Source organism: Anaerovibrio sp., assembly GCF_051866355.1.
Taxonomy (GTDB): domain Bacteria; phylum Bacillota; class Negativicutes; order Selenomonadales; family Selenomonadaceae; genus Anaerovibrio.
Genome location: NZ_JBJDWZ010000094.1, coordinates 1 through 13,651, shown reverse-complemented (window position 1 = coordinate 13,651; position 13,651 = coordinate 1). Strand labels below are relative to the sequence as shown.

9 protein-coding genes are annotated in these 13,651 nt (G+C 56.5%); 3 read left to right on the top strand and 6 right to left on the bottom strand.

Annotated features, from left to right (window positions below):
* Positions 1-11: 11 nt before the first annotated feature.
* Both ACI3UA_RS05165 and ACI3UA_RS05160 read right to left on the bottom strand, forming a co-directional pair.
* Positions 12-569: a hypothetical protein gene (locus tag ACI3UA_RS05165; RefSeq protein ID WP_439723764.1), complete on the bottom strand. Its 558-nt coding sequence runs from the start codon at positions 567-569 to the stop codon at positions 12-14.
* A gap of 114 nt (positions 570-683) precedes the next feature.
* Entirely contained in the window at positions 684-2,396 is a 1,713-nt protein-coding gene (locus tag ACI3UA_RS05160; RefSeq protein ID WP_439723763.1) for a diguanylate cyclase domain-containing protein, read from the bottom strand.
* Between the two features lie 210 nt (positions 2,397-2,606).
* Between ACI3UA_RS05160 and murQ the strand changes: the two genes are divergently transcribed.
* From murQ to ACI3UA_RS05145, 3 genes are read left to right on the top strand one after another with little or no spacing between them, the layout of a single operon-like run.
* Positions 2,607-3,515, top strand: coding sequence for an N-acetylmuramic acid 6-phosphate etherase (gene murQ, locus ACI3UA_RS05155; protein WP_439723762.1), 909 nt, complete (start codon positions 2,607-2,609; stop codon positions 3,513-3,515).
* 49 nt (positions 3,516-3,564) lie between these two features.
* The gene (locus tag ACI3UA_RS05150; protein ID WP_439723761.1) at positions 3,565-4,950 is read left to right on the top strand and encodes a PTS transporter subunit EIIC; all 1,386 of its coding nucleotides are present in this window, start codon (positions 3,565-3,567) and stop codon (positions 4,948-4,950) included.
* A complete protein-coding gene (locus ACI3UA_RS05145; RefSeq protein ID WP_439723760.1) occupies positions 4,950-6,098 on the top strand; it encodes a DUF871 domain-containing protein in 1,149 nt (382 codons plus the stop codon). The genes ACI3UA_RS05150 and ACI3UA_RS05145 overlap by 1 nt, the downstream gene beginning before the upstream one ends.
* A 140-nt stretch (positions 6,099-6,238) precedes the next feature.
* On the opposite strand, the gene phnD is transcribed toward ACI3UA_RS05145, so the two are convergent.
* The 4 genes from phnD to ACI3UA_RS05125 all read right to left on the bottom strand — a co-directional run.
* Entirely contained in the window at positions 6,239-8,197 is a 1,959-nt protein-coding gene (phnD, locus tag ACI3UA_RS05140) for a phosphate/phosphite/phosphonate ABC transporter substrate-binding protein (protein ID WP_439723759.1), read from the bottom strand.
* A gap of 20 nt (positions 8,198-8,217) precedes the next feature.
* Positions 8,218-9,429 carry a DUF445 family protein gene (locus tag ACI3UA_RS05135; protein WP_439723758.1) on the bottom strand — a complete coding sequence of 404 codons (1,212 nt, stop codon included), beginning with the start codon at positions 9,427-9,429 and terminating at the stop codon, positions 8,218-8,220.
* A complete protein-coding gene (locus ACI3UA_RS05130) occupies positions 9,426-10,649 on the bottom strand; it encodes a DUF445 family protein (protein ID WP_439723757.1) in 1,224 nt (407 codons plus the stop codon). Before ACI3UA_RS05130 ends, ACI3UA_RS05135 begins: the two co-directional genes overlap by 4 nt.
* Before the next feature lie 12 nt (positions 10,650-10,661).
* Positions 10,662-13,651: acyl-CoA dehydratase activase-related protein (locus tag ACI3UA_RS05125; RefSeq protein WP_439723756.1), on the bottom strand; the 2,990-nt coding region annotated here is incomplete at its 5' end.

Here is a 13,651-nt window from a genome sequence, read left to right as displayed (position 1 = left end):
TGTAACAAAAATCAGGCAGAGATATCCACGTTGGCGCCGCGGTACTTGTTATCTGCATCAGATTCCTTCATATCCTTCTGATAAGGATTATCCTCATTGTAATAGCGTATCTGGGTGTTGGTTTCGCCGCCGGAAATATAGGTGCGCCCGCACTCAGGGCAGATGGCTGTCTTGAGCCGCACGGAAGCCCGGACAACCTCGCCGTTGCCCTCTTCGGCCTTCTGGTAGGCATTGGACACATGCTCCTGCTCATGCCCCATCACCACTGCCGCCGCAGACTCAGGCGCTATATGCCCTGCCGCCTTGAAGGAAACCATCTCATCAGAGCCGTCCTGATACTTGCGATTCCTGCAGGTTTCGCATTCCTCCGGCGTGGACTTCCGCCCATTCAGCTTTTTCCGCATCTCCGCCGGTGACTGGTAGCCATCCTCTTCCTGCTCCCGGCCAACAGCCCCATAAGCATTATTGCTCACATTACCGTCTGCACTATTACCCGCATTATTATTTGCCTTGTTCAGCCAGTCCCATGCACCGCTGTCCCCGGAAGCAAAAACTCCGTTCACTGCCATGCTCTCACCCCTATCCTGTTATACTGCACCTGTCTTATTTACCTCATCTGATTCCGCGCCACATCATGCCCTGCGCGGCACGCCATACCGCACGAACCGGCGCACATCAGGCCTTTATCGCATCCTGCTGTTGTATTCCACCGCCGTATTCTTGCCATGATGCTTGGCCTCATACAGTGCCTTGTCAGCCAGATCCGCCAGCATGGCCACATCGTCGCCAAAATCCGGGTGCAGTACGTAGCCCAGGGAAACCGTCACGCCAACGTCCGGGCACTCCGCTCTGCACTTATCTCCCACATAATTCACAAAATCGCTCATCATCTGCCCTACATAGCTCTTGTCAGCATTCAGGTACATCATGATGAACTCGTCGCCGCCAATGCGCCCCAGCACCGCATCATTGCCAAAATAACTGCGCATGGCATTGGCCACGCAGATAAGCAGGCTGTCACCTGCCGCATGCCCCAGTGTATCGTTGACATTCTTGAAATTGTCAAGATCCATGTACATGACGGCCGTCGGCATATCGGCATGCTCCTTGATATACTGCTCCATCAGCTCCAGCGAATGAGCACGGTTGTACAGGCCCGTCAGGGCATCCGTAGCCGCCATCCGCTCCAGCACCAGCTCCCGCTGCTTGCTGGCATCAATATCATAGACAAGGGCGTACATCCACTTGTCCGAAAACTCATCCAAACAGAAGGTATTGATAGTCACCTTGAACCAATTTGTCTTGCCGTTATATCTGCGCTGATACTCGATAGAAAAGTTCTCATCATCCGGCAGCTCACGCAGGGTATCCAGATTGAAGAAATCCAGCAGCTTCTGCCTGTCCTCCTTGACGACGCGCTCGTTGACCAGCTCCCTGATAGCCTGATCATAATAAGGCGAGAACACCCGCGTCTCCTCCATCCACTTTTCCAGGCTGCTGTCAGCAACGAAGTAATTCTTGTCGAGATTTACCGTGATGTCATATACAGATTCCTTGCGCAGCGTACCCATCAGGCAGTTCTTATGCTTTTCGTCCGCTTTCTGGTCGGTGATGTTCTTCCAGGTGCCCATAACGTACTCAGGCGTGTGCTTCTCATCCCGCACAATCTGCCCGGTGAAGCTCACCCATACCTGCCTGCCGTCATCTGTCTCCAAAGCCATCTCCAATGACAAATCCTCAGACTGGCCGCGGGTCAGGAGTTTTTTGACAAAATCCATGAAAGCCGTGCGGGAATCGCCCACAAATTTCAGCACATCCACCATGCCCTGGGGAAAATTCTCAAAGGACACGCATTCCTCGTTCATAAAAGGAACCCCGGCATGAGGCTCCTCCGGTATATCGGTGTTAAAGAAGATGACGGAGCCCTGGCTCATGTCCCAATACCAGCAGTTTACCCTGCTCTGACGCAGAGCCTCCGTAAACAGGGCCTCCTTTATCTGCTCCTGCTTGTTGTAGCTGACCCGCATGACATAGCTGGCTTCGGCCGGTGAAACAGATACACAGCAGACATGTATGCGACAGGTGATAACCGTCCCCATCAGGGTGCGGAACATGATGTTCTCCGTAAATTCGACAAACACCTTCTGGCTGGCCGCATCCAGGACAGCACAAAACCGCTTCTGTGCCTCCGGCGGCATCAGGTGGACAATATCCATCCCCTGGCTCCATAGGTAATTCGTCCACCCCAGCATCTTCTCAAAAACAGAATTTGCCCCCTGGACCTTGACGACGCCATCCTGCCTGACGACAAAAGCCAGCGCCCCCAGCACCTTGTCTATATCCCTCTCATGCTTTATGTGATTTTTTACCAGCCATGATATCAATCCATTTTTCATCATTCTACCCACCAATGCAGCCAGAGCAGCTGTCTGTAAATTTCTATTTCGTGCCTGCAACGCAGCTTGCATTTATACACTACTTATTTTATCATAACTAATAGGAAGTATGCCATAAAAATTAATAAAATTGAACAAGTTTCTGAAAAAACAAGACCAAAAAACCTATCTGGCCGCAGATAATCAGAACATAGAACAGGAGATGATATTATGCTGAAGCTTGAAGAGCTGGCCACGGAAAAAATCAACCCCGCCACGCGTCATATTGACACCATGACGACACTGGAAATGGTGGCTGTCATCAACAGGGAGGACGCCAAAGTTGCCCCCGCTGTCGGCAGGGAGCTGCCTGCCATAGCGAAAGCTATTGACCTAATCACGGACAGGCTGAAAAGGGGCGGCCGTCTTTTTTATGCAGGCGCAGGCACATCGGGCAGGCTGGGGGTGCTGGACGCCTCCGAGTGCCCGCCTACCTTTGGCACAGCGCCGGAGCTGGTGCAGGGACTGATTGCAGGAGGAAAGGCTGCCATGTTTGTAGCCAAGGAAGGCGCCGAGGATGACCAGCAGCTGGCCGCTGACGATCTGGCGGCCGCCGGCCTGACTGAAAAGGATGCCCTTGTAGCACTGGCCGCCTCCGGCAGAACCCCCTACAGCATCGGTGCCCTGAAATATGCCCGTGCCAAGGGAGCGGCCGCCATTGCCCTGGTGTGCAGTCCGGACTCGCCCATGTCAAGGGAAGCCGGGCTCACCATCTGCCCGTTGCCGGGGCCGGAGGTAATCACCGGTTCGACCCGCCTCAAGGCAGGCACGGCACAAAAGCTGGTGCTGAACATGCTCTCCACCGGCGTCATGATAAAGCTCGGCAAGGTGTACGGCAACCTGATGGTGGATGTGCAGGCCACGAACCAAAAACTGGCTGAACGTTCCCGGCGCATTGTCATGGAAGCGACAGGCTGCTCCCGTGAGGAAGCAGAAGCAGCCCTGAGCCGCACAGAGGGACAGGCAAAGCTGGCCGTATTCCTCCTGCTCTCCGGCCTGGATGTACAGACGGCCAGACAGAAGCTGGATGCCGCCGACGGCTACGTAGCCAGGGCGCTCCGAAACTGCAGGGAAGCCTGAGCCCATAGTGAGCTGATTGCACAATTGATAAAAAGGAGCTGTATGATACATGAATTATGAAATATTGGCCGAAAAAATCTATCAGATAACCGGCCCTGCCCGGAATATCCGCCATGCCGGCAACTGCATGACGAGGCTTCGCCTGCAGCTGGACAAGGCTACGCCGGAAATGGCCGGTGCCCTGAAGTCCCTTGAGGGAGTTATCGGCGTCCATGCAACCGATACGGAGCTGCAGGTGATACTGGGGCCGGGAGCCGCCGAAAAAACCGCCGCCGCCTTCAACGCCCTCCTGAGCCGCCATCGGGCCGCCGACGGACACGGCAGTTACAGCATCGGGGATGGCGAAAAGCTCCACGCCGACATACGGGCGCGTAACGCCACTCCCTTCAAGCTGCTGCTGAAAAAAATATCCCGCATCTTCATTCCCCTCATTCCGGGCTTTATTGCCTGCGGCCTGATTACAGGTCTTCTCAACCTGCTGCTAAAGGCCGACCCGTCCCTTGGGAGCATGGCATGGGTAAAAATGCTTTCAGTCATGGGCAACGGAATCTTCTACGGCATGAACCTCTTTGTCGGCTTTAACGCCGCCAGGGAATTTGGCGGCTCCCCTGTCCTCGGCGGCATTCTGGCCGCCATAATCACCCATCCCGCCCTGAAGGACATCATGCTGGGCGAGGAAGCCCTGATGCCCGGACGGGGCGGCATCATCGCCGTGCTGCTCGTAACAGCCTTCGGGGCATGGCTGGAACTGCGGCTCAGGAAAATCATCCCCTCCATGCTGGATTTGCTGCTGACACCTCTCCTGACCATCCTGATTGCCGGATTCGCCGCATTGTTTGTCCTGCAGCCTCTAGGCGGCATCATTGCCTCCGCCATCGGCAGCGGCGTGACCGCGGCCATTCACGAGGGGGGCGCCCTGACCGGCTTTGTGCTGGGCGGCCTGTGGCTGCCTATCGTCATGCTGGGCATTCATCAGGCCATGACGCCGATTCACGTCCAGCTAATTCAGGAATACGGCGTCACCCTGCTCCTGCCCATTCTGGCCATGGCCGGCTGCGGGCAGATAGGCGCCTGCGTGGCCATTTATTTCAAGACCCGGAACCGCCTGCTGAAAAAAACGATTCTCTCTGCCCTGCCGGTGGGGATTATGGGCATCGGCGAGCCACTCATCTACGGCGTCACCCTGCCGCTGGGCAGGCCTTTCATTACGGCCTGCATCGGCGGTGCTTTTGGCGGTGCCGTACAGGCGGCCTTTTCTGTGGGTTCCTCCGCCATAGGCATCTCCGGCCTGCCCCTGACTACCGTTACCAGTCAGCCCTTCATCTATCTGGCAGGCATTCTGACCGCCTACATAGCCGGGTTCCTCATCACCTGGTTTGCCGGTTTTGATGACCCGGAGGAAACCGGGAATGACGCAACGGGAGCTGAAGCATGATGAAAAAAGGCATTTCCATCTATCCGGGGCTGGACAATACACGCGAGGAAAACCTCGCCCTTGTCCGCTCCGCCGCCAAACTGGGCATAACGAGGATTTTTACCTCCCTGCAGATACCTGAAACCAGCAGGCAGGGCTTTAAGGCCGGACTGCAGGAGCTTTTGGAGCTGGCTGGCAGCCTGAACATGGATGTAATCTCCGATGTTTCCCCTGACAGCCTCGCCATTCTCGGCATCGATACATTTTCCCTGCCGGAGCTTCACAGCCTCGGGCTCCGCACACTGCGGCTGGACGACGGCTTTACCCCGGAGCAGATAGCCGGGCTGAGCCGCAATCCCTACGATATAAGCCTGCAGCTTAACGCCTCCGTCCTGAATGAAAGCACCCTGCTGGAGCTGCAGCGGCACCACTGCCGCCCGGACAGGCTGGAAGCCCTGCACAATTTTTTTCCGCGGGAAAACACCGGCCTCTCCGAAGCCTTTGCCCTGCAAAAGACACAGCTTCTGCAGAGCCACGGCATCAGAACCGGCGCTTTTGTTCCCAGCTTCAACCGCCCCCGCAGTCCCCTGCAGGCGGGCCTGCCAACTCTGGAGCTGCACAGGCAGTCCGGCTTCGGCTTTGCCATACGCCACCTTGCCGCCATGGGCATGGACAGCATATTTATTGCCGATTCCCTGCCTGATGAGCAGGAGCTGGCACAGCTTGCCGCCCTTGACAGCACCGCCGTCACCCTCGCGCCGGAATGGCGGCCGGAAATCTCCCCGCTGGAACAGGAGCTGTGCCGCCACACATTTACCTCCCGCCCGGACGAGGCGCAGGATGTACTGCGCACCTGCGAAAGCCGCCGCATAACCAGCCAGCTGCTCGGCCAGCACCGGATGCCTGACATACCGCCCCTCAATGCCGGTATGTCCCGCCCTGCCGGGGCAATCACGCTGGACAACAGGCTCTATCAGCGCTATCAGGGGGAACTGCAGATTATCAGGACACCCCTGCCCCCTGACCACCGCGTCAACCTGCTGGGACAGCTTTCTCCGCTGGAACAGCGGCTGATAAAATACATCACCCCCGGCAGGAAATTCCGCTTTATCCCGGCGTTTCAGGCGAAGACACCGGCTCAAATGGCCCGAACCGGAGCCAACGGCTAAAGGCGCTTAAACAAAAAAAGAGATTGTCCCAGCTGATATCTCATCCGCCTCCACGGCAGGAAGCATATCAGGCTGAGGACAATCTCTTTTTCTATTGCATCATACAGCCTCCGGCATAAACCCGTCGGCACAAGCGGGCATCAGCTGTGTGCCAATGCCTTTCTTACCACATCATACTTGGTATCATCCGACTTCACGAAGCCATTAATCTTAGCATCCTGCATAGCCTTGCCACCGGCACCGACACCCTCCCGGATTTCCTCGAAGGCCTTGGTGATGGCAACCTGTACATCTACAGGCACCTTCGGAGCCGCAGCTATTACATCCTTCGGAATCGGATCCGTCCTGAAAATAATATCCAGATTGTCAGATGCCTTGGCACCGGCCGCCTCGAAAGCATCGGAATAGGTGGCACCGGCCTGCACCTCACCGCTGAGTACCGCATCAATTACCTTGTTATGGCTGCCCTTGAAGCTGGTGGAGGAAAAATACGTATCAGGGTTCTTGCCGTTCTCCAGCAGGGCGGCTTTCGGATACACGTAGCCGGAAGCAGATTTTTTATCCACAAAGGCGAAGCTCTTGCCGGACAAATCATCCAGAGAATTTATGCCACTGCCCTTCTTGACGATGATATAGCCCGTATAGGAAGTGGCGTTGTTCATCTTCGGCGTAACCAGCGGATGGATGTCCAGCTGGTTTTTGGTGGAAACGTAGGCCGCAGGCGAGAACCAGCCAATATCGGCCGTGCCGTTTTTCAGGGCTGTGCCCAGGGCATCATAATCGTTGACGATGATAGTACGCGCCCTGTAGCCAATCTGCCTGCTTACCTCAATCAGAATCGGCACATACTCCTGACGTATCTTCTCCGGCGCAGTAAACGGATTGATGGCAAAAATCAGCTCATTCGGCTTTTTAAAGGCCACTGCCGACTCCTGCAAACGCTCGGCCACCACCAGAAGCGACTGGGCATACTGATGAATCTCTTCCATATTGTGCATCTGGTGTCCCACACTGTCGTTGGTTTCCCTGGTATGGGCGGCAATATCCACGGTAGCCTGCCCGATGGTCTCAATCACCTTGGCCATTTCGTCCGTGGTATCACGCTGTCTGCTGGACATATTGCTGAGGTTATCAACCACATCCTCAATAGTATGGATGTTGCTTACCATCTCGGTCATGGCCGAGGCAGACTCATCCGCCATGGTTTCCACCGACAGCAGGCGGGTACTGCCCTCCTGCATCCGCTTGGTAACACCGGCCGTAGTGCCGGTAATCTCGTTGACAATCTCCTCTATCTCCTTGGTGGTTTCCTCACTTTCGGCCGCCAGCTTACGCACCTCCTCAGCCACTACGGCGAAGCCCTTGCCATGCTCACCGGCACGGGCGGCCTCAATTGCCGCATTCAGGGCCAGCAGATTAGTCTGGCTGGCAATACCGCGTATTTTCTCCACAAAATTGGCAATCTTTTCAGAGGCATTATTCAGCTCGTTAATCTCCCCTACGGCCTTCTGGACAACCCCGCCCACATTCTTGATGGCACGGCTGACCTCGTTGATTTCCCGCTGATACTTCTCCACCAGGCTGGTGGAGGACTGGCACTGGGCCAAGCTGGACTGGGCTGTTTCAGAAATATCGCTGGCCGCTGTGGCAATCTCCATAACCCCTGCGGAAGCCTCCTCCAGACTGCTGGCATTGCCCTCCGACTGGGCGCTGATGTTTTTAGCCAGCTCACCCAGCTTGTTCAGGGCAGTCTGGAACTGGCCGATACCCCATACCAGCTGCTGGGAAGCAAAGGCCATCTCCTCGGACAGGCCAAGAATATCCACCTTCAGCTCAGGCACAGCGGCACTCCTTTCGGCCTGTGCAGGAGCAGGCTGCTCCGCCTGGCTCTTCACCGCCGGTTTCAGCACCGGTTTCATGGTCGGAATCCCTTCCTCCTCTGCAACCACCCTGCTGATGCCTATACTGCCCAGAACTGCGGCCACTGCGATGGCCAGGACAGCCCCACCAGGCACCCCTATGCCGGACGCAGCCAGTGCGCCTGCAATACACCCTACAGCTGTGCAAAGCACATGACATAAAATTAATTTCCCCTTCATTTTAGAACCCTCCGCCTTTTTTAAATCAACTGCATTATTGCAAAGATGGCAAGTCCGATGGCGGCTCCCACTATAGAGCCATTCATCCGTATCCACAGCAAATCCGGCTCGGCCTTGTCGTAAATCAAGCGATTAATCTGCTCATCCGTCATAGTCCCCAGCACATCGCCGGCAATATTGCCGAGCATTTCCTGCGCCTGCATGGCACCGCGGGCCGTCAGCTGATAGCAGATGCCGTTCAGCTCAGCCTGCAGGGAACCGTTTTCCAAAAGCATCCCATATACCACCTCTATCATACCCCTGGAAAGTTCCTTCATCCGCACATCCGGAGCATCGGCTCCGTTGGCTTCATCAGTTGTGTTGAACAAATATTCACTCAGATTTAACCTTTTTACAGAATTCAACAAAACATTGTCTAATTCCTGCTTTGCGGCAAAATTTTTTTGTAAAAACTGCAAAAATTTTTCTGCCGCCAGCATGAGCTGGCCGGCTTCCTCGGATTCCTCCTCCTGAACCCTCGACAGGAACAAAAGGCACTTATCCCGGATAAGCCCGGCAGCCTCTTCCGTATTGATCATGTTTACCGACTGGGCAAAGCCTGCCATCATCATGGCCATAGGCCCCTGCAGCCTTGATTCAATGTACGCCTCAAGGCCGTCCCTTATCCTGTCTGCAAACTCAGGCCTCTGTGCCCCCTCTTCCAGCCTTCTTACCCCATAAAGCAGGAAGTTCCTTACCTTTTCTGATGGCACATCGGTCCCGGCCAGCTCTTTCAGATGCCCCCCCAGTCTGTCCGACAGCAGGTCATCGTGAGCCTTCAGCCATTTTTCCCCTCTGGCAGCCAGCCAGCCGGCCAGCATATCCTTGTTGGCGTCCTCTGCCAGCCAGGCCAGCAGTCTGGCGGCAAAATTCACCTTTTTTACCTTGGCAAGCAATACCTTCTTGCCAAAAAACTCCTTCTGCAGCATCCTGCCGGTCGCCTCGATGAAAGACTGCCGCCTGCGGGGCAGAATCGCCGTATGCCACGGAAAGCCCAGCGGCTTTTCAAAAAGCGCCGTCACGGCGAACCAGTCGGCAATGCCGCCCACCAGCGCTGCCTCTGCACAGAACAGAAAGCCTGCCGCAAAAACATTTCCTTTGTACTGGATATTCAGGCACAGGGCAAACGCAAACACCACGGCAGCGGCCAGCAGGGTCTTATCAGCCTTGTTCCATTTCTGCCATATCATCATCCCAACACCTGCCCCGCTGTATATACCACCGCATAAAGCGCCATGCCCACCAGTGCCCCCACCACGGAGCCATTGATGCGAATCATCTGCAGGTCATCGGCCACCTTTTCCTCGGCGAACTCCGTCAGCTCCTTGTCGGAAAGCCTGTTCAGGCGTTCCTCTATCATGCCGACAAGGACATCGTGATGCCCCCGCAGCTCTGTTTCCAGCCAGTCCTTCAGCACCGCATCGGCCCTTTTCTGCATGTCACTGCTGGCAATAAACTGCTCCATGCAGGAAACGGCCTGCTCATGTATCCACCGCGCCAGGCCGCCGTCGGACAGATACCCTGCCAGCACGCCCTCCAGCATTTCAGACAGCCGCTCCTGGCTGCAATAGGACTGCATGGCCTCTGACAGCCTGCCTGCAACCGGGCCGTTTTCCGCCAGCTCGCGGATTCTGCCGGACAGCCAGTCTGTGGCCTTTGCCTCGGCCTCCTGATCTTCCGCCAGCTCCCGCAGATAAGCCGTGGCCTTGTCCCACAGGGCGTCAGCCACCCTTTCGCCGTCCAGTCCTATCATGCCCATGAGAAAGGCCCTGCCGCTGACGGCCTCCCCATACTCGTTCAGAACGGCATCGGCATAATCGGCCAGCAGCTTTTTCGGCTCTTCCTCCTTCAAAAGCTCCTCCGCGGCGGCCGCCAGAAGGTGCAGCAGCTTCCTCGCGCTTTCCTCCTCTGACAGCTCCTGCAAAAAGCCCGCCGCCAGCCTGTCCGTCAGCCCCCTGTCCAGCAGGCGGCACAAGCCGGGAGCCATACCCGCCGCCAGCACCTCCGGCTGCAGGCTTCCCTGCAGCTGGACCGCCATCCTGTCCACAGCCGGCAGCAGCTTGTCCCGGCCGTTGCTGCGCAGGAATTCCCGCAGAAACAGTGACGTATCCTGCTGGCGGACAAACCTCATAACATTATCCGCTCCCAGCAAATCATTACCGGCAAAATCAACGATTGCCTGCATAATCCTCTGCCGGTTCCTGATGATGATTTCCGTGCGGTAGGAAATCCCCAGGGGCTTTCTGAACAGCGCCGTCACGGCAAACCAGTCTGCCATGCCGCCGATGGTGGCGGCCAGAAAGCCGTTGTGGAGCATGCCGCCCCAAAAGCCCGCTCCGGCCAGCCCGGCGGTGCCCGCCGCCCCTGCCACGCTGATGGCAAGGGCAATCGTCGCCTTAAATTTTTTCTTCATAGTATCTACGTATCACGCTTTCTTCTGCCCCTTGCCGGTTCCGTCTGCCAGATGCGGATTTTTCTCCTTGGCCACGGACAGCATGAGCTTGATGCGGTTCAGCTGATTTACCTCGCTGGCGCCCGCATCACAGTCAATCGCCAGAATATTGGCATCCTTGTAGTGGTTCCGCAGGCTATGGATAACCCCCTTGCCGGTGATGTGGTTCGGCAGGCAGCCAAATGGCTGCAGGCACACCACATTCGGCACGCCGTGGCGTATGAGCTTCACCATTTCACCGGTCAGGAACCAGCCCTCACCGGCCATGTTGCCCAAAGAGACATGCTCCTTGGCCAGTCTGGCAATCTCACCGATGGTATGCGGCGGCAGATAACGCCTGCTGTTTTTCATGGCACTGCGCACCGGACGGCGGTAGAACTCCATAAGATGAATGAACATCTGGGCCACCAGCTTGCTCTTGAGGCTGCCGTCCAGAAGCTCGCGCTTCACCACGGCATCGTAGGCGCTGTACATGAAGAAGTCCACGAAGTCAGGCATGACCACCTCGGCTCCCTCTTCCAGCAGAACCCTCTCAATGTGATTGTTGGCTACCGGATGGTACTTGGCAAGAATCTCGCCGACAATGCCCACCTTCGGTTTCCACAGCGTTTCATCGATAGGAATCGCCTCAAAATCCCGCACCATGGCGTGAATGTTGGCGGAGAACCGCTTGTAGCCGCTCTTTTCCCTTGAAAGCTCTTCCTTGCACCTCGCCATCCACTTGTCATAGACAGCCTGGGTTTCCCCCTTGTTCAGCTCATAAGGCAGGGTGCGGTTTTTCACATTCATCAGCACATCGCCGTACACCGCCGCCTTGATGGCTTCCGTCAGGCTGTCCCTGTCCAGCTTGAAGGCGTCTGTTTCCAGTCCCCAGACTGCAAAGACAGGAATCTGCGGATACCCCGCATCCTTCAAGGCCATGCGCAGCACGTTCATGTAGTTGGTGGCGCGGCAGGCCCCGCAGGTCTGGAACAGCATGATGGATGTGTTGTCCGGGTCGCATATACCGCTCTGAACGGCATTAATCAGCTGACCGATAACCACGATGGCAGGATAGCACATATCGTTGTGGACATATTTCAGCCCCACATCCACCGCGGAGCGCGGCATTGGCGGAATCACCACATTATAGCCAAACTTTTTCAGCACCGGCCCGAACAGCTCGAAGTGAATCGGCGCCATCTGCGGTGCCAGGATTGTGTGCTTATGCTTGCACTCCTCCGTAAAGCGCGGCCGCTCCGCAATCTCCAGCGACTGGAACTTCACCGGCTTTCTCCTTGCCAGCGCCGCCATCAGGGAGCGGAGGCGTATCCTCGCCGCCCCCAGATTGCTCACATCGTCCAGCTTGATCATGGTGTAAATCCGCTCATGTTCCTCAAGAATGGACTTCACCTGCCCTGTGGTAATGGCATCGAGGCCACAGCCAAAGGAGCTGAACTGAATCATGGTCACGTTGTCATGCTCCGCCACATAATGGGCCGCATGATACAGGCGGGCGTGATAGCTCCACTGGTTGACAATCTTCAAAGGCTCGGAATGAACCGGCAGATGGTACACCGCATCCTCGGAGATAATCGGCAAATCGTAGGACTGGATCATCTCCGGAATGCCGTGGTTTATCTCCGGGTCCATGTGGTACGGGCGTCCGGCCAGCAAAATCACATGCCGCCCGGTTCTTTCCGCTTCCTGCAGGATTTCCTGCCCCTTCCGGCGCACCTCCTGACGGTAGCCTTCCAGCTCGGCGTATGCCGCCTCGCAGGCAGACCTGATTTCGGCACGGCTGATGCCCTCGCGCTCACCCAGCTCCTGATACAGCCTCCTGACCATGTGCTTCGGGCTGTTAATCGGCAGGAACGGCTGGATAAACTCTATGCCGTTTTCCTGCAGAACATCCATATTACCCCGGATGTTCTCCGCATAGGAGGCAACGACAGGGCAGTTAAAGTGATTGTCAGACCTGTTTTCCTCATCCTCCATGTTGTATGGCAGGCAAGGATAAAAAATCTTTTTCAGCCCCTTTTCCACCAGATCCATAATATGGCCGTGGGCCAGCTTGGCCGGGTAGCAGAGGGAATCGGACGGCACCGTGTCCATGCCCTTGTAGTACATGTGGGCCGAGGACTCGCCGGACAGCACCACCTCATAGCCCAGCTCCGTAAACAGGGTGAACCAGAAAGGGTAGTCCTCGTACATGTTCAGCACCCGCGGAATCCCGATCCTGCCCCTTGCGGCCGCCTGCAAAGGCCGGTAGTGATTAAACAATCTGTCATATTTGAATCTGTAAAGATTCGGCACCTGTGACTGCTTCTTTTCCTTGCCGGCACCGCGCTCACAGCGGTTGCCGGTAAAGTAGCGCCCCCCGTCAGGGAAGTTCTGCACCGTCACCAGACAGGCATTGCCACAGCCATGACAGCGGAAGGAGCGGGTCGTCACGGAAAAGCCTTCCAGCTCCTCCGCCGGCAGGAGCCCGGACCTGATGCCGCCCGCTTCCAGCGCCAGAATAGCCGCACCATAAGCCCCCATCAGCCCGGCGATATCAGGCCGGATAACGTTCTTGCCCAGAAGCAGCTCCATGGAGCGCAGCACCGCATCATTGTAAAAAGTGCCGCCCTGCACCACTATATTGTCGCCAAGGGTGCTGACATCCTTCAACTGCATAACCTTGAACAGGGCGTTCTTGATGACGGAAAGCGCAATGCCGGCGGAGATATCCCCCACCTCTGCCCCGTCCTTCTGGGCCTGCTTGACCTTGGAATTCATGAATACCGTACAGCGCGTGCCCAGGTCCACCGGAGCCTTTGACTCCAGCGCCTTCGCCGCAAACTCACCGGCCGTCAGCTTCAGGCTCTGGGCAAAGTTCTCGATAAAGGAGCCGCACCCCGCCGAGCAGGCCTCATTCAGAATAATACTGCCAATGCTGCCCTTGTGGACATAGAAGCACTTCATGTCCTGTCCGCCGATAT